Below are 15,587 nucleotides of genomic sequence, written 5' to 3' on the forward strand. Positions count from 1 at the left end.
GATCCCTCTAGGCTCCCAGGGCCTTGGCCAGGGCGGTGAAGCCCGGGCCGGCCAGGACGATCAATAACGCCGGGAAGAGAAACAGCATCATCACGACGGACATTTTGGCGGACATTTTCGAGATGTATTCCTGCAACCGGGTCAGGCGGCGGTCGTCGAGCAATTGCTTGAGTGACAGCAACGATTTCATCGCGCCGCCGCCCTGATGCAGCAATTGCTGGAGGATCACGCAGGTGTCGGTGAACTCGTCCACCGCCAGCAGTTGCGTGGCCTTGTTCAGTTCTTCACCCAGCTCAAGGCCCGAGTCGACCCGCGCCAGCACCAGGCGCAACTCTTGCGTCAAGACCGGCAGCAACGCCTGGGCCTCGTGGCTCAAGACCCGCAACGCCTGCTCCACGGCCATGCCCGACTCGAAGAGAATGCGCAGCAGCGGCAGGAACGTAGCGATCTCGCTCGCCAGGCGTTTCTGCCGACGCGCCACCGCCATTACCAGCAGGCGCTTGGGCAGCAGGTAGCCAACGCCGAGGGCGAACAACGGCGCGATCCATTGTTTCTCTACAGACGTAAAGAACACCCCTTGCAGCAACACCACCACCGCGAGCATCAACAGCGGCGCGCCGATCTGGCAGGCAGCGAACAGCGAGCGCTGGCGCGCACTGCGCCAGCCCAGGCGGCTGAGCAGGGTCTGGGTTTCATTGTCGAGCTTGACGCTGTGCTGGCCCACCCGGCTCTCGCCGAGCACTTGCAGCAGGTTGCCAAAACGGTTCTCGCGGCTCAGCTCGCCGTCGAGCCGGCGGCTGATCTGGCGGCTGCGCCGACGCTGCTCCAGCAGGTTGGCAATCAGCAGCACTGCGGCACCGAGCAAGCATAAAGCGCTGATCATCAGGGGCGTGGTCATAGGCTGCGCAACATCCGCCAGAGCAACAGACTGCCGATCACCTGCATGCCGAACGCCGAGGCGAGCATGCGCTGCCCGGACGGGTCGTGCCACATGGCAACCAGGTACACCGGATTGGACATCAGGAAATAACCGGCCATGGCGATCGGCAATAGTCCCAGCACCCACGCGGTCAGGCGGGTTTCGCCGGTCATCGCGCGCAACTGGCGCGAGGCTTGGTCACGTTCGCGGATCATCTTGATCAGGTTTTCCAGCAACTCGCTGGCGTTGCCGCCGTAGCGGTGATTGACCTTGAGGCCGAGGGCGAACAGACGAAACTCATCCTTCTCGTACAACTCGGCCAGATCCGCCACGGCGTCCGGCAGGCTCACGCCCAACTGCACATTGCGCTGAACCCGGCCCATGGCATTTTTCAGCGGATCTTCACTGGCTTCGATGCCGCCAAGCACGGCATCGGCCAGCGTGCGCCCGGACTTGAGACTGCGCACGGTGTGGTCGAGCAGTTGTGGCAGTTGTTCGATCATCCGCCGCAATCGACGCTGGTAACGCCAACTGACATACAGGCGCAAAACCACCGGCGGCAACGTCAGCAACACCAGCAAGCCAATCCATCCGGCGATGGCAAAGCCGATCAGTGTCGCAAACGCCCACAACAGCAGCCAAACGCCGAGTCGATCCGTCGGACGCCCCAGACCCGCGCGTAGAAATGTCCGGTCCAGACCGGCCCAGCGCGGAACTTCGCCAGCCCGTTGCGGCTGCCCCTGACTCAGCCGGTCGAGCACGCGCTCCGCACCACTCTGGCGCCAGCTGTTATAGAACAGGCGCAGCGACAGACCGAGCAACGCCAGGCAAATCACGATCAGCAACAGCGGTTTGAGCATGCCGTGCCCCTCAATGCGAATGCGCCGGCTCGCGGCGCAATTTGTCACCGGCCGGGTTGACCGCTTCGCGCAGAAAGCCGAAACCGGTGCGACGGTCGAGGCGGAACAAGGTGTTGGTGACATAGATGTCGTCGCGCACGCCAACCACTTCCACCACTTCGCTGACGCAGCGGCGACCGTCAGGCATGCGGGTCAACTGAATGATCACGTCGAGGGCTGCGCAGATCATCTGGCGCAACGTACGTTCGGCGATGGAACGCCCGGTGAGCCCCACCAGTGTCTCCAGCCGGAGCAAGGCATCCTGAGCGTTGTTGGCGTGTACGGTGCTCATCGAGCCGTCATGGCCGGTGTTCATGGCGGTCAGCACATCGACCACTTCGACCCCGCGAATCTCGCCGAGGATGATCCGGTCCGGGCGCATCCGCAGGGCGTTGCGAATCAAGTCGCTGGGCTTGACCTCACCGTGGCCCTCGGCATTCGGTGGTCGGGTTTCCAGACGCACGACGTGCGGGTGACCCAGCTGCAATTCGGCGACGTCTTCGATGGTCACCAGCCGTTCATGGGGATTGATCAACTGGCTGAGAATATTCAGCAGCGTGGTTTTCCCGGTGCCGGTACCGCCGCTGATGAGGATATTGCAGCGCTTGCCGACGGCTTCCTCGATAAAGTCGAAAATCGCCTGATCGATGGTTTGCATCGCCATCAGGTCGGTGCTTTTGAGCATGTCCTTGCGAAACTTACGGATCGACAGGCAGGGGCCGTCGAGGGCAATCGGCGGGATGATGGCGTTGACCCGGCTGCCATCGGGCAGCCGCGCGTCGACCATCGGCGACGACTCGTCGAGGCGACGCCCGAGCGGGGCGAGGATGCGTTGCATCACCCGTTCGACGTGATGCGCATCAATAAACCGCAGATCGCTCAGGTGCAACACGCCGTCGCGTTCGATGAACACCCGGTGCGGGCCATTGACCAGAATCTCGGTCACCGCACTGTCGCGCAGCAGCACTTCCAGCGGGCCGAAACCGGTCAGCTCGTCGACGATTTCTTCAGCCAGTCGCTCCATTTCATAGCGCGAAATCGCCAGGTGCAGCCGTGCGATGTAATCGGCCACCTTGTCGATGACAAACTGCGAGAGCACCTGCCGCGAACCTTCCAGCAGGTTTTGCCCGGACTCTTCGATAGCGTCGATGATGTAGCGGTGCAGCACCAGTTTCAGGCCGTCGTGATCGGTGTTGCCGGCGGCTTGGCGCTGCTGTCCGCCGAACAGTTGCTCGCCATTCATGAGGTGCCTCGCAGACGGTTGAACCAGTTGACCTTGGGTTTGACCAGGCCTTCGGAACGTTTGGCCAGAAGTTCGCCGAGGGTGCGCAGGCTTTGACTGAGGGCTTCGCGCGGCGCCAGCTCAAACAGGGTGACACCCTGGTTTTTTGCGTTCAGGCGCAGCTCCGGACTGCAAGCGAGCACGGCGATCACTTCCAGGCCAAAGGTCTTGCCGAGGGTGTCGGAGTCGGGCGCGACGTTGCGCAGATAACGGTCGACCAACAAGCGGCCGTGCTCGAGTTTCATGCCTTTTTCGCGCCACAGGTTGAGCACCGCGAGGTTGCGCCGACAATCGAGGACATTCTGGTCGGTGTACCACAACAGCTTGTCGCAATGGCTGACGAAGGTGCGCAGGGCTTCGCTGTCCGGCTGGCCGGTGAGGTTGACCACAATGTGCTGGAAGTGCTGCCGCAAGGCGCTGAGCAGCATGTACAGCTCAGCGGCACTGGTGCGCTCGAGCGGCTCGTCGCCACTGGCGTACGCGAGGATGCGCAGGCCAGCCTCGGCAGTGGTGAAGGCGCTGTCGATCAGGGTCGCGTCAAGGCGCCGCAAGTGGCGCAAGGCATCGCCGAAATGGAACGAGCTCTCCAGCCCCAGCAGCGCCAGACTGTCACCACGCGGCAGGCCCAGATCGAGTAACAGGGTTTGCTGGCCGCTCTTCTGCACCACCAGCGCCATGTGGTTGGCGAGCAATGCGCCGTCGGCATTGCTTTGCACGCCGTACAGCACGGTCAGGCCGCCGAGCTGGGCATTCGGCGTCACCGCCGGCAGGCGTTTGCTCAGGCGTCGCACCAGCCCGGCGACCTCGCTGGAACGCGAGCCATAGGCGACGAAATCCCGCGCCCCGGCGCGCATCGCATTAAGCACCAGCTGATTGTCCATGCCATCGCCGAGGGCAACGATGGCGAGCATCGGTTTGGCTTCCAGCACACCTTCGATCAATGCACTCTGCGCCACCAGATGGTCGCGATCGAGACCGACGAAGACCAGGCTGGCGAAGGTCACATCGACCAGCGCCAGCAATTCATCAAGACTGCCGCCACCGGCACTGACCACTTGGCCCAGCGGCGCCAAAGCGCCCTGCAACCATTCAAGGTCGGTGTCGTTGCGAGTGATGGCGAGGAAGGTCTGGCTGAGGCTCTGGCTCATTGCGATAGCCCGCTGCGTTTGTCGAAGTTGCCGTTTTCCAGGAAGTACAGGCGGTACCAGTTCGGATCGTAGTTGCGCAGTTTTTCCCCGGGCAGCGACGGTAATGGCGCATTCGCGGCCAGTGGCTGCACCAGGTGCGGGGTGACGATCATCAGCAGTTCGCGCTCCTGGCGGTTGACCGACGAGTTGCGGAAAAACGCACCGAGCACCGGGATATCGCCCAGCCCGGGAAACTTGTTCACTTCCGAAGCGTTGTTGGTGCTGATCAGCCCGCTGATGACAAAACTCTCGCCATCGGCCAGCGAGATGCTGGTATCGGTGCGGCGAATAGTGAACGCCGGCACCTTGGTGCCGCCGATGGTCACGCCGTTGTTGTAGTCCAGCTCACTGACCTCCGGAGCGACCTTGAGGGCAATCCGGTCGCGACCGATCACGGTCGGGGTCAGTGTCAGGCGAATGCCAAATTCCTTGTACTCGATGGAGTAGCTGTTGCTGTTGGCACTGGGGACCGGGATCGGGATTTCGCCCCCCGCAAGGAAACTTGCACTCTGCCCGCTCAGCGCCACCAGGCTCGGCCGCGCCAGGGTATAAGCGAAGCCGCTGCCCTCCAGCGCGTTGACGATGCCAAGGAATTTACTGCTGCCGCCACCCCAGACAATGTTGAACATATCGTTGGCCAGCGGGATGCTCGGCACCGCGATGCGCGGATCGAGATTGCGCAACGGCACCACGCCCGGCGTGACCGAGGTGTTGGGCACTGTGCCCGGCGCGCCGAACAGGAAGTTGTTCGAGCCCTTGCCGAAAATCTGCGTGCCGGCTTCTTTCAGCTTGGTGCGACTGACTTCGACGAAGCGGATGTCGGTCTGCACTTGCGACGGCAGGGTCGGATCATCGCTGGCCGGCAATGCCACGGCGGTCATCGCTGCACTGGCCTTGCCCTGGACGAACACCATGCTTTGGCGCGGAGCGCTGGCGCAGGCGCTCCAGATCATCAGTGTGGTTGCACCGGGAGCGACGCCGGTCAGCAATACCCCTTGATCGCCGGTCACGCGCACGTCGGCGATTTTCGGGTCGCCCACCGCAACCCGGGTGATCGCCACCGGTGATTGCAACGCCTGCTGCATGCCCTCGCCGACTTCCAGCGCCGCCGGCAACGGGGCCAGTGCCGCGCAATTGCCACTCGCGGCGGCAGCACTGCCGCTGGCGGCAACGCCCAGCAGCGGGGCCAGTAGCAAGCCGATGAACAGGGGCGTAAAACGTCTGCGCATGTAAAGGCGTCCTTGCTCGATTCAGGGGGTGGGTTGTGCGGTTTCGGCACCGCGGATCACTTCCACAGATGCTTTGCGTGGGGCCGGTGCGCCAGCCACTGCCATGGGTTTGGGTGGCGCAGCCAGTGACAGCTGACTGAACTCCAGAAGTTCGCGACGCGGCGTGTCGAGTCGCGTCGCGACATCGTTTTCACCCTTCCAGTATTTCGCCAGTTGCTGTTCATCGGCACTGCGCACGGCCAGGCGCAGCACACCGGCGCCGGACGCCAGCATCAAGCGACTGAGTAACGGCTCCGGCACCGCCAGCACCACACTGCGCGCGGCCATGCGTTGCTGTTCCTGCTTGAGGCGTTCATCGTCGCTGCGTGCCGCACCGGTGGGCTGGCCGTCGTTGGTCAGGCCGGTCTGGCTGCCGACCACCAGCACCCGTACCGCCGGGATCACCAGCTGTGCCGAAGGTTGTGGATTCACTTCGTCCTTGCGCAGAAACAACAGCACGTCCACGTAATCGCCGGGCGCCAGTTGCCCGCCGACGTTGATCACTTCATCGACGGCCACGGCCAGTGCGCGCTCACCGGGACGAATCATCCGCGACAGTTGGCTGCCGGGTTCGAAGCTTTCTTCACTGAGCCAGCTGCCAGCGCTCAACGGCCGCCACGGCGTGCGCCCAATGACTTGATCGACGTTGCCCAGACTACCGGCCGGTGCGGTGCGCAGCTTCTCCACGGCCACGTCGGCGGCGGTGATTTTCACGAACGAAGCGATGTCGCGCAGCAGCACGACAACCGGTTGGCGGCTCGGGTCCTCCACCGCAGCAGGGGTAGCCGGCGCTGACGCGACAGCTGCGGTCGCGGGCGCCGCGACCGGTTCAGCAATGGCAGGTTGCCGGCTCAACGTGAGTCCCCAATACCCGGCGATGATGGCCCCCAGCAGGAACAATCCGGCCAGACCCAACGTGATGCGACTGTTCATGACGGCTCTCCCTTTCCCGCTGCGCGCTCTTCTTACTGCAATGACCCGTACTTCCAACGAGATAACTTCGCAATCAGGCAGCTATGAACAAGTAACTATTTCGCTATTTGACGGTAGCGCAGGAAGAACAAAACGCCATTACGAAGGCGGAAATATCCAACGAAAGTAGCGGGCGGATACGCCAAAAGTGGTTTTGCATGGTCTAAGGGCGCCTTACTACTTTGGAGTTAATCCGTTCTTACAGTTGCTGGGGCGGAAAATGCCGACAATGCTGATGCTGGCACAGGGAAATCATGTTGCGAATGCGCAACACCTGGTGTGCTCAAGGAGAACTCTCATGTCGTATTCCCGGGTAGCCCGCAAAATCAAAGCTCAAATGGCGTTTTTCAAAAGGCTGGCCAAAGACACCGAAGGTGCATCCGCCATCGAATATGCATTGGTCGTGGGTCTGGTGGCGCTGGTGATTGCTGCCTTCGGTAACGGCATCGGCCTTCGTGTCACCGCGATCCTGACTTCGATCCAGACCGCGCTGGGCGGATAACTTGTCAATGCGCCCATTGGGTTCTACCGTCAGAACTCAGTCCATTGCAGGTGTCGCCCATGAACGCTTCCGTACCTTCTCGCCAGCAGTTGCTTCTCGTCGACGATGAAGAGGATGCACTGCTGGAGTTGGCGGAATTGCTGGAAGGCGAAGGCTTCATCTGTCATACCGCGACGTCGGTGAAGCTTGCGCTGCACCATCTGACCCGCCACCCCGATATCGCATTGGTGATCACCGATCTGCGCATGCCGGAGGAAAGCGGCATGTCGCTGATAAAGCGCCTGCGCGAGCACACGTCGCGCCAGCACCTGCCGGTGATCGTCACCTCGGGCCATGCGGACATGGAGGATGTCAGCGACATGCTGCGCCTGCAGGTCCTGGACCTGTTTCGCAAGCCGATCTATCACGTGCGCCTGCTGGAAACCCTGGACAACCTGTTTCCCAAGGTCAGGACCCATCTCGGTTGAGATCAAACGGTTTGACCCCGGCGAATGCCGGGGTCATCAGCGGTCAGTGCGCCGTCACTCGCAGGCGTGATCCCGAAGTGCCTGGCGACAACGCCAGGGCCAACTGGGTGCGGTTATGCATGTGGGTCAGGCGCAACACCTGCGAGACATACAGCTTCACCGTGTTCTCGGTAATCCCCAGTTCACAGGCGATCTGATAGTTGGTCTGGCCTTTGCCGACCAGCCGTGCGACGTCGAGCTGACGCGGTGACAACTGATTGAAGATCGCCGGGATTTCCACCTCGTGCTGCCCGTCCGCCGACGGCTCGGCGCTGCTCGGCACTGGTGCGCGGCGCACCTTGTCGAGGTCCTGATACAGGTCGTCGATCGACTCGGAGAGGTACTGCAGCTTCTCGTTCAGATGGCCCAATTGCAGGGTTTTCTGCCGTTCCTGCAGGGCGGCCTCCTGACGTTGCAAGCCCTCCAGCAACTCGTCCAGATCAATCGGCTTCTGGTAGTAATCGGCGATCCCGGCACGCAAGGCCTTGATCACGTCCTGCTTGTCGGCACGCCCGGTAAGCATGATGGCCTCGAACACCCGGTGTTTGCCCGACAGGCGTTGCAGTTCCTGCACCAGCTGGATGCCGTCCATGTCCGGCATGTGCAGATCGCACAACACCAGGCCGATGGCAGGGTTTTCGACAAATTGCTCGATGGCCTGCCGGCTCGATTGGCAAGGCACGCAACGGTAGCCACTGCTTTCGAGAAACTCGCAGAGCTCCTCGACGATCAGCGGCTGATCGTCGACCACCAGTACCTTCACAACAGACGTAAGCTTGTTCACTTGCAACTCCATGCCCGGGCCAAAAGGCTGACCGTTCCTGTACTCACAGCGTGTGGTTGTATAACCGTTGATTTGAAAGTAGACCCACTTTCCTACTATGTACATAGCAGTAGTGGCAGGTGGCGACTAATGGATCCAAGCCAGCGTCAGAGCGGCTCCCGCGAGCACGAACGGTGCAAATGGCAGCTTTTTTGACTTTGATGGCGCCATATATCGCAGACGTCGCCTAAGTCCTTGACTCATATGCAGCCAGAGTTTTGGCGCAAGCAACAGCCAGAGCACACTGGCGAGTGCGGCGCCGATGAACGTACCGAGCAGCAGTTGACCGTCCGTCGCAAGGCCCAAGGCTGTCATTAGTTTCACATCGCCGGCACCCAACCGACGCCATCGGTAACCGGGCAACGTCAACGCCAGCGCGAGCACTGCGGCCCAGCCGCCCTGAACCGCTTCAGCCCCCAGCCAGGTGGTGCCGGTGCTCAGCAGATAGGCCATCGCCAAGGCACCCACACCCAGCGTGAGCGCATTGGCGATATGCCGCTGGCGGGCATCCTGCGCCGCGCACAGGGTCAGCCAGATCAGTAGGACAATGCTCTGCATGCGGTAAAAAACGTCCGTTTTGGCCGATTGATTCTATGCTGACATTACGTAGTGATTGTCAGGGTAGACGCACTCATGAAAACCAACCTCCCCCGCAAGCAAAAAGGCGCCGTGGCCATCGAGTTCGCCCTGGTGTTCGCGGTGTTCTTCGCGGTGTTTTATGGGCTGGTGAGTTACAGCCTGCCGCTGCTGCTGATGCAGTCGTTCAACGAGTCCACCGCCGAAACGGTGCGCCGCAGCGTGGCGCTGGATCCGGCTACCGCCAACTACCCCACCGCGCTGACCACCCTCGCCCGCACCGAACTGACCCGACAACTGGGCTGGCTGCCCGGGGCTCTGAACTTCAATGCCGCCACCGACAGCAGCATCACCTATGTCGGTGGATTGCTGACGGTGAGCATCAATTACCCCACCTCCAAGTTGAATCAGGCGCTGCCGTTTCTGGTACTGCCGGGAATCGGTACGGTGCCACGTCTGCCGGCGACGTTACGCGCCTCCTCGAGCATGCAGTTTTGAGTCCCGGGGACACCTTGTTCGGGCGCCTGCTCAATCGACCGCCGGGAACGCCCGAGGCTACGGATCTGCCGCTCGTGCCGGGCGTCGGCCTGCAGGTGTATCTGGACGGTGAGGGCCACGTCGAACACCTGGGCGGCCCCGTGCGCCATGCCCTGCTGCGGTTGACGGCGCGTTCGGTCACGCACCTGACAGACTACCTGCTGCCCCACAGCGGCCTGGTGGTAGAAGGTCGGCCGCAGGACTGGCAAGGGCAAACTCTCGATCTGGATTTTTTCAGCCAGACCGGGCCGCCCCTGCATTTACGCGGCTGGGTTCAGCCTCAGGGTGATGGCTGGTTGCTGCACTTGCTCGACATCGGTGACCTGCTCGGCGAGCGGCGTCAGGCGCGCAGTCGCGAACAATGCCAGTGGCTCGCGGGGCAGATCCGCGAGCAACTGCGCCTGTGCAGTTTCACGCGTCTGGCGCAGGTGCTGGGCGAACAATTGCAACGCGTCAGTCAGTACTTGCACATCCCGTGTCTGGCGCTGGCGGTACTCGATGATCAGGAACAAGGCTGGCAGATCTATCAGCACTACTGCGCGCCCGGGGCGCCGCAGCTGTGGAGCCCGGCGCAAGGACTGGGGACCGCGCTGGACAGTCTGAACAGTGCGGCCCCGCAAGCCCTGCAGGCCAGCGTACAGCCGCGCCTGAGCAGCGTGTTTGGCCCCAATCCGGGCTTTGCGGTGCCCTACTGTGATGCTCAAGGAGTCGCGGCATGGCTGCTTTGCGCCAACTATGACGCCGGGCAACAGGCGCCAGACCTTGGCGATCGTGACTGGCTGGCACTGGCCACCGCCATCGCCGCGCCACTGCTGGAAAGTTTGCGCGAGCACCGCCATCAGCAACAACTGGAACGCCTGGAAGCGCTTCAGGCACTGCTCGGCACCGGATGGTGGGAAGTGTTCGACAGCGCCGAAGTGCAACTGGCCAGGTCGCTGGCCGACAGCCTGGGCCTGCCGGCAACTCGCCTGTCGCTGCAGGACTGGTTCGCCCGGGTGCACCCCGCCGATCGCGATGAACTGCGCAGTCAGCTGCAAGCCTTGCAGGATGAGGGCACACCGCTGGAGTTATGCGTGCGCCTGCAACCCTGCGAACAGGCGCAATTGCTGTGGTATCGGGTGCAGGGCCAGGCGCTGGGCATCGGTGCCGGACGCCGGCTCGTGGGATTCATGCTCGACATCAGCGACATCAAGAATCAGCAGCAACAGGCCGCCGCCGCCCATGCGCGGCTGGACAACCTGATCGCCAGATCACCGGCGGTGATTTATGTGCAGCGCTACGTCGAAGGCGCGCTGCAACCGACATTTTTCAGCGCCAGTCTGCAACCGCTGCTGGGCTGGAGTCTGGCCGACTGCAGCGATGGCGCACTGGTCGAACACGTGCATCCTGACGACCGCGCGGAGTATTTCCAGCGCACGCGACAATTGCTGCGCGAGGGCACGGTGAGCACGCGCTATCGGGTCCTCGACCGGCAAGGCCATGCACACTGGTTGCTCGATGAAGCCAAGCTGCTGCGCGACGACCTCGGCTTGCCGGTGGAGGCCGTGGGCCTGTGGCTGGATATCACCGAGGCGACGCTTGCCGCCGAGCAGGTCCGGGCCAGCGAAGAACGCTACCGGATTCTGGTAGAGGATTCGCCGGCGATGATCTGTCGCTACCGTCCGGACCTGACCCTGATATTCGGCAATCGGCCCCTGGCGACGTATCTGGAGTGCGCGCCGGAGCAGTTGCCCGGGGTCAACCTCGGCAGCTGGATGTCGGACGAACAGCGCGCAGCGTTCACCCAGCGTCTGGCGCAACTGACCCCGCAGGTGCCGGTGAGCACAGCCGAAGTCAATCTGCGCCTGCCAGGACGTGAACATGCGTGGTGGGTCTGGTCGGATCGCGGCGTGTTCGACGAGCAGGGGCGCCTGCTCGAAGTGCAGGCGGTGGGCCGCGACAACACCGAGGTCCGCCGCTCGCAACAGCAACTCACGCAGAGCGCGAAAATGGCCACCCTCGGCGAAATGGCCACCGGTCTGGCGCACGAAATCAATCAACCGCTCAACGTGATGCGCATGGCCATCGTCAACGTGCTCAAACGCCTGGGCAACGGCGATGTGCAGGTCGATTACCTGACCGACAAACTCAACCGCATCGACGCCCAGGTCCAGCGCGCCGCGCGGGTGGTCGATCACATGCGGGTATTCGGACGCCGCTCGGAAATCGAACAACATCCGTTCAACCCCCTCGAGGCCATCGACGGCACCTTGTCGCTGCTCTCGGAGGGCTTGCGCGGCAAAGGCGTGGAGCTGCGGCTCAAGGAGTCGGACTTGCAGGTGCAGGTGCGCGGTTATGTCGATCAACTGGAACAGGTGCTGATCAACCTGATGGTCAACGCCCGGGATGCGCTGCTGAGCAAGCGCGAAGCCGATCGCGACTTCCAGCCGTGGATCGCGGTGTCCGCCGAGAGCGACGAGCACGTGGTGCGATTGTGGGTGGAGGACAACGGCGGCGGCATCGACCAACGCCTGCTGGAGCGGATTTTCGAGCCTTTTTTCACCACCAAACCGGTGGGCGTCGGCACCGGCCTGGGGCTGTCGGTGAGCTACGGCATCGTCGAAAACATGGGCGGACGCCTGAGCGTGCGCAATGGCGATGAAGGCGCACGCTTCTGCATTGAACTGCCGCTTGCCGTGGTCGACTAGATCGCCAGCATCGGTTGTCCGGGCGGCTTGCAACTGAGGTTGGCGCCGACGTCGACCTTGTTCAGGGTGATGCCGAGGTTGGCGAGCAAACCATCAAGAATCGGATCGAGCACCGGACTGAGCAGGTTGTCGATCACCACCCCCAGCGTGTTGTTCACCCCCGCCAGCACATCGGCGGTGGTGGTCAGCAAACCGCCCAACAGGCTGGAGCCGGTCGGTTTGTATGCCTGCACCTGAACCCCGGCCAACGTGCCCCGAAGGCTGTCGACCACGCCCTGGGTAGCAAAACTGTAGTACTGCGGCGGGGTTTTGATTTCCGGTGGCTGATTGTAGATGTGCGTGCTTTGGGTGGCGGCCACCGAGGTATCGACCTTCACCCCCAGACCACCGCCGTAGAACGGTTTGCGACTGTTCGGGTCACAGGTCGCCGAGCCGAGCCCCAACAGCGGAATGGTGCAGGTGACGACACCGACGTCGATCAGCGCCAGCGGCTGCACAGTGATGTCTGCCGAGGACGAAAAGGCATTGGCGGCGTCGATCCTGCCGACCTTGAGCTTGACCAGCGACGAGTTGGTCTGGGTGGTCAGGGTCTTGGTCGCATCGCTGACGCAGGTGTAATCGGTGACATGGCTGTCAGCGGCCGCCACATCCAGTGCGATGTCGATGGTCGAGGTCGGGAGGATTTTCAGGTCGGTCCGCTGGCAGGTGCCTCCCAGTGTGCAGAACAACGAGTTCAAGGTGCCGGCGATGTTCAGGTGCAACAGGTTGTTCAGGGTATCGGTCAGCCCGCCCACCAGCGGCGCGCTGACAATCGCATTGGCCAGGCCGGTGACGCCGGTCAGCAATGGCAGGTTCAACGAAATCACTGTGCGGACTTGCGCGGTTCGCACGTAGATCCGGTTGGCGCCCATCGGGTCGGCCTTGGCCAGCGCCGGGTTGCCGAACGCCGACAGTTGCGGCGGCTCGATGACCTTGACCTTGACCGAACCATTGACCAGCCCCGGAATGTTCAGCGGCACGCTCGCCACCAACGCATTCTGACTGTTGGCCAGTTGCACGAAGGCTTCCACCAACTGGAACACTTGAAGATTGGCATTGAGCGCCGAAGACGTGGCGCCGGTCTGCAATTGCAGCAGTTGCCCGAGCACCACCGAGGTATTGCCGACCACCGCTCGCAGCCCGACCAGACCGTCGACGGCCACACTGGCCGTGTTGCCGCCCTGGGTCAGCACGTTGATGGCGGTGTCGATCAGTTGCGTCAGCTGGATGTTCTGGCTGAGCAGTTGCGTGTAATTGCCGGCTTGAACGTTGACGTCCAGTGCCAGCTGATTGAGGTAGCTCAGCACATTGATATTGGTGTCCACCAACCCCTGCCAGCCCGCCACACTCAGGTTGAGATTACCGCCGAGCATCTGCCCGATCAGTGCATTGAGGGCAGCCGATTTGCTGGCGTCGATGGTCAGCGCCGTGGTGCCGAGGGTCAGTTGTGCGATCGGTGGCAACACCGCATAAGTACCGACGGCGGTGGCCGTAAGGCGTGTGGTCGGGGACACCGAACCCGGTGTGAACAGGGCGTAGAGGGCGGCGGCGACGCTGGTTGGCACCACGCGGGTGGCAACCACGCTGATGGCTTGCTTTTGCGCAGCGTTCGCGGTGAACGTCCGCAGGTTGTTCGCTCCGGTCTGCACGGTGCCGCAGGTCACAGTCAGGGTTGTCTCCGAGCCCACCGTGAAGTCGTTGCGCGCAGCGCTCGCGGTGGCGTAAGTGGCAGCCGTTGTGCCCGCCAGGCAATCGCCCTGGCGCGATACCGCTTCCAGGGCCGCCACATCCACCACGCGCTGCAGGCGACGCTGTTCCATGTACAAGCGGCCGCTGTCGACCACCAGCACCATGCACACCAGGGCCAGTCCGAGTGTCAGCGCGGCCATCAGACCGATCGCCCCGCGTTGCCGGGTGCGGCCTTTGAAACGAGAACGGGGCGACATGGCGCACTCCTTTGCCGGCCCACTGCCGGGCGCTGCCTCCATGGGTGCAATTGAGTGTAGTAGCCACTACTGGCAACGCGCCATTCCATACACCGCAAAACCCTGTAGGGGTGCGCCTGCTCGCGACAACGGCGGCACATTCAACAACAAAGTGCCAGACAGACCGCCATCGCGAGCAGGCTCGCGCCTACAGGGGAGTTGTTTTTATGCCGTCTTAGCGCGGTGGATAGTTGGCGAGGATCCGCCCGACCGTTTCGCGAATCGCCTTGCTGCGCTCCTGCGGATTCGGCGAGCTGCTGAGCATTTGTTCGTCACTGCCACGCCAGACCAGTTTGCCGTCCTTGCCGTCGAGCAGATCAATCTGGATGGTCGCGACCTTATAAGTGATGTTGCGCGTTTCGTTGTACATCGGCGCGCCCCAATAACCGTTCCACGGGCCACCCCAACCACCGCCGTAGTTGGTCGTCACTTGCTGCTGACGATCTTCGACGATCAGGTAGGCCTGCACATTCAAATCGCCCCTGGCCCCCGCGGCGGCCGGACGCAAGCCACGTTGATCGAGCTGATCGGCAACCGACTGGCGGATACGCTGCTCGGTCAGGTCGCTCTTGATTCGCGGATCATCGGGACGATATTGCAGGGCGGGCTCTTTCCAGCCCCAGCTGCGGTAGGCAGCGAAATCGCGGCTGGCATCAAAATCATGGTTGACCTGGTTGGCGGCGCAGGCGCTGAGCAGCGCGGCCATGGCCAGTAAAGCGAGACGGCGGAACATGGCATTTCTCCGGTGGAAGACATGACCCTGCGAAAAAGGCTGACTTGAAGATTAGCTCGGTGGATACGTCGACATGGCTTTTTCCAACGCCTCGCGAATGGCATCGGTGCGCACGAGCTGGCTGCCCTGGTTGGCGGTTTCGGCACTGGCGCTCCACACCGGTTGACCGGTGCCGGCGTCGAACAGATTGACCTGCACCACCACGACCTGCTCCTGATACGTGCGCACGATCGGTACCGTGTTGTACATGCCGTAGCCGCGGCCATAACGATCGTAGCCGCCGTAGCCACTGCCGTAATAACCATAGTCGTCCTGCACCTGACGCAAACGGGTTTCCAGGCGCAGATTGGCGCTCACCAGCAGATCGGCCGGACGCTTGTCGTGCAACGGGCGCAAGCCGCGCTGATCCAGCGCATTGCTCACTGCTTCGGCCACTTGTGCCGAGTCAGCCCACGCCGTGCCCGGCGGCAGTTGGCCGTTGAGCCAGGCCCAACTGCGGTAGCGCCCGTAATCCCGTGGCGGTGCCGGGTACGCGCTGCGATCAAAGGTGTTGGCCGCTTGCGCCGGCGCCGGGGGCAAGGGCCGCGACTGCGCCACGTAAGGGTTGCTGCCCTGGCAGGCAGCCAATCCCAGACACATCAGCAATAACCCGGATTGAGCTTTCATGTCGCG

At 62.6% G+C, this 15,587-nt stretch carries 15 protein-coding genes; 4 read left to right on the forward strand and 11 right to left on the reverse strand.

The genetic code is table 11. The features are described 5' to 3' along the window. Positions 1–7 precede the first annotated feature (7 nt). From K5Y35_RS04150 to cpaB, 6 genes are read right to left on the reverse strand one after another with little or no spacing between them, the layout of a single operon-like run. Entirely contained in the window at positions 8–898 is an 891-nt protein-coding gene (locus K5Y35_RS04150) for a type II secretion system F family protein (protein ID WP_123471086.1), read from the reverse strand. Beyond that, positions 895–1,779, reverse strand: coding sequence for a type II secretion system F family protein (locus K5Y35_RS04155; protein WP_186747427.1), 885 nt, complete (start codon positions 1,777–1,779; stop codon positions 895–897). The genes K5Y35_RS04150 and K5Y35_RS04155 overlap by 4 nt, the downstream gene beginning before the upstream one ends. 10 nt (positions 1,780–1,789) lie before the next feature. Further along, positions 1,790–3,061 (reverse strand): CpaF family protein, encoded by a 1,272-nt coding sequence (locus K5Y35_RS04160; RefSeq protein ID WP_222833736.1) that lies wholly within the window; start codon positions 3,059–3,061, stop codon positions 1,790–1,792. Next, complete coding sequence (locus K5Y35_RS04165) at positions 3,058–4,248, reverse strand: pilus assembly protein (RefSeq protein WP_222833737.1); 1,191 nt, start codon at positions 4,246–4,248, stop codon at positions 3,058–3,060. The genes K5Y35_RS04160 and K5Y35_RS04165 overlap by 4 nt, the downstream gene beginning before the upstream one ends. Further along, positions 4,245–5,516 carry a type II and III secretion system protein family protein gene (locus tag K5Y35_RS04170; protein ID WP_186747431.1) on the reverse strand — a complete coding sequence of 424 codons (1,272 nt, stop codon included), beginning with the start codon at positions 5,514–5,516 and terminating at the stop codon, positions 4,245–4,247. The genes K5Y35_RS04165 and K5Y35_RS04170 overlap by 4 nt, the downstream gene beginning before the upstream one ends. Before the next feature lie 21 nt (positions 5,517–5,537). Then, entirely contained in the window at positions 5,538–6,488 is a 951-nt protein-coding gene (gene cpaB, locus K5Y35_RS04175; protein WP_222833738.1) for a Flp pilus assembly protein CpaB, read from the reverse strand. Positions 6,489–6,825: 337 nt separating this feature from the next. On the opposite strand from cpaB, the gene K5Y35_RS04180 reads away from it, so the two are divergent. Both K5Y35_RS04180 and K5Y35_RS04185 read left to right on the forward strand, forming a co-directional pair. Then, on the forward strand, positions 6,826–7,029 hold the full coding sequence (locus K5Y35_RS04180) for a Flp family type IVb pilin (protein WP_123471076.1): 204 nt from the start codon (positions 6,826–6,828) through the stop codon (positions 7,027–7,029). Between the two features lie 59 nt (positions 7,030–7,088). Continuing rightward, positions 7,089–7,496 carry a response regulator gene (locus tag K5Y35_RS04185; RefSeq protein ID WP_123471074.1) on the forward strand — a complete coding sequence of 136 codons (408 nt, stop codon included), beginning with the start codon at positions 7,089–7,091 and terminating at the stop codon, positions 7,494–7,496. Between the two features lie 43 nt (positions 7,497–7,539). Here K5Y35_RS04185 and K5Y35_RS04190 read toward each other — a convergent pair whose 3' ends face one another. Continuing rightward, on the reverse strand, positions 7,540–8,319 hold the full coding sequence (locus tag K5Y35_RS04190) for a response regulator transcription factor (protein WP_315985724.1): 780 nt from the start codon (positions 8,317–8,319) through the stop codon (positions 7,540–7,542). 126 nt (positions 8,320–8,445) lie between these two features. After that, positions 8,446–8,916, reverse strand: a complete 471-nt coding sequence (locus K5Y35_RS04195; RefSeq protein WP_222833740.1) for a prepilin peptidase — start codon at positions 8,914–8,916, stop codon at positions 8,446–8,448. A gap of 75 nt (positions 8,917–8,991) precedes the next feature. Between K5Y35_RS04195 and K5Y35_RS04200 the strand changes: the two genes are divergently transcribed. Further along, positions 8,992–9,432, forward strand: coding sequence for a TadE/TadG family type IV pilus assembly protein (locus K5Y35_RS04200; RefSeq protein ID WP_222833741.1), 441 nt, complete (start codon positions 8,992–8,994; stop codon positions 9,430–9,432). Beyond that, positions 9,429–12,158 carry a PAS domain-containing sensor histidine kinase gene (locus K5Y35_RS04205; protein WP_222833742.1) on the forward strand — a complete coding sequence of 910 codons (2,730 nt, stop codon included), beginning with the start codon at positions 9,429–9,431 and terminating at the stop codon, positions 12,156–12,158. The genes K5Y35_RS04200 and K5Y35_RS04205 overlap by 4 nt, the downstream gene beginning before the upstream one ends. On the opposite strand, the gene K5Y35_RS04210 is transcribed toward K5Y35_RS04205, so the two are convergent. From K5Y35_RS04210 to K5Y35_RS04220, 3 genes are all read right to left on the reverse strand, one after another. Beyond that, positions 12,155–14,143, reverse strand: a complete 1,989-nt coding sequence (locus tag K5Y35_RS04210; RefSeq protein ID WP_222833743.1) for a pilus assembly protein TadG-related protein — start codon at positions 14,141–14,143, stop codon at positions 12,155–12,157. The genes K5Y35_RS04205 and K5Y35_RS04210 overlap by 4 nt on opposite strands. Positions 14,144–14,357: 214 nt before the next feature. Beyond that, entirely contained in the window at positions 14,358–14,915 is a 558-nt protein-coding gene (locus tag K5Y35_RS04215; RefSeq protein ID WP_123471066.1) for a DUF4136 domain-containing protein, read from the reverse strand. A 51-nt stretch (positions 14,916–14,966) separates the two neighbouring features. Beyond that, positions 14,967–15,581, reverse strand: coding sequence for a DUF4136 domain-containing protein (locus K5Y35_RS04220; RefSeq protein ID WP_123471065.1), 615 nt, complete (start codon positions 15,579–15,581; stop codon positions 14,967–14,969). Positions 15,582–15,587: the final 6 nt, after the last annotated feature.

Source organism: Pseudomonas sp. SC3(2021) (assembly GCF_019856535.1).
Lineage (GTDB): Bacteria > Pseudomonadota > Gammaproteobacteria > Pseudomonadales > Pseudomonadaceae > Aquipseudomonas > Aquipseudomonas monsensis.

Excerpts from the sequence above, each read along its gene's own strand:
- K5Y35_RS04170 (WP_186747431.1), bottom strand. The coding sequence starts at position 5,516 with ATGCGCAGACGTTTTACGCCCCTGTTCATCGGCTTGCTACTGGCCCCG.
- K5Y35_RS04155 (WP_186747427.1), bottom strand. The coding sequence starts at position 1,779 with ATGCTCAAACCGCTGTTGCTGATCGTGATTTGCCTGGCGTTGCTCGGT.
- K5Y35_RS04200 (WP_222833741.1), top strand. The coding sequence starts at position 8,992 with ATGAAAACCAACCTCCCCCGCAAGCAAAAAGGCGCCGTGGCCATCGAG.
- K5Y35_RS04160 (WP_222833736.1), bottom strand. The coding sequence starts at position 3,061 with ATGAATGGCGAGCAACTGTTCGGCGGACAGCAGCGCCAAGCCGCCGGC.
- K5Y35_RS04215 (WP_123471066.1), bottom strand. The coding sequence starts at position 14,915 with ATGTTCCGCCGTCTCGCTTTACTGGCCATGGCCGCGCTGCTCAGCGCC.
- K5Y35_RS04210 (WP_222833743.1), bottom strand. The coding sequence starts at position 14,143 with ATGTCGCCCCGTTCTCGTTTCAAAGGCCGCACCCGGCAACGCGGGGCG.
- cpaB (WP_222833738.1), bottom strand. The coding sequence starts at position 6,488 with ATGAACAGTCGCATCACGTTGGGTCTGGCCGGATTGTTCCTGCTGGGG.
- K5Y35_RS04150 (WP_123471086.1), bottom strand. The coding sequence starts at position 898 with ATGACCACGCCCCTGATGATCAGCGCTTTATGCTTGCTCGGTGCCGCA.
- K5Y35_RS04195 (WP_222833740.1), bottom strand. The coding sequence starts at position 8,916 with ATGCAGAGCATTGTCCTACTGATCTGGCTGACCCTGTGCGCGGCGCAG.
- K5Y35_RS04180 (WP_123471076.1), top strand. The coding sequence starts at position 6,826 with ATGTCGTATTCCCGGGTAGCCCGCAAAATCAAAGCTCAAATGGCGTTT.
- K5Y35_RS04220 (WP_123471065.1), bottom strand. The coding sequence starts at position 15,581 with ATGAAAGCTCAATCCGGGTTATTGCTGATGTGTCTGGGATTGGCTGCC.
- K5Y35_RS04185 (WP_123471074.1), top strand. The coding sequence starts at position 7,089 with ATGAACGCTTCCGTACCTTCTCGCCAGCAGTTGCTTCTCGTCGACGAT.
- K5Y35_RS04165 (WP_222833737.1), bottom strand. The coding sequence starts at position 4,248 with ATGAGCCAGAGCCTCAGCCAGACCTTCCTCGCCATCACTCGCAACGAC.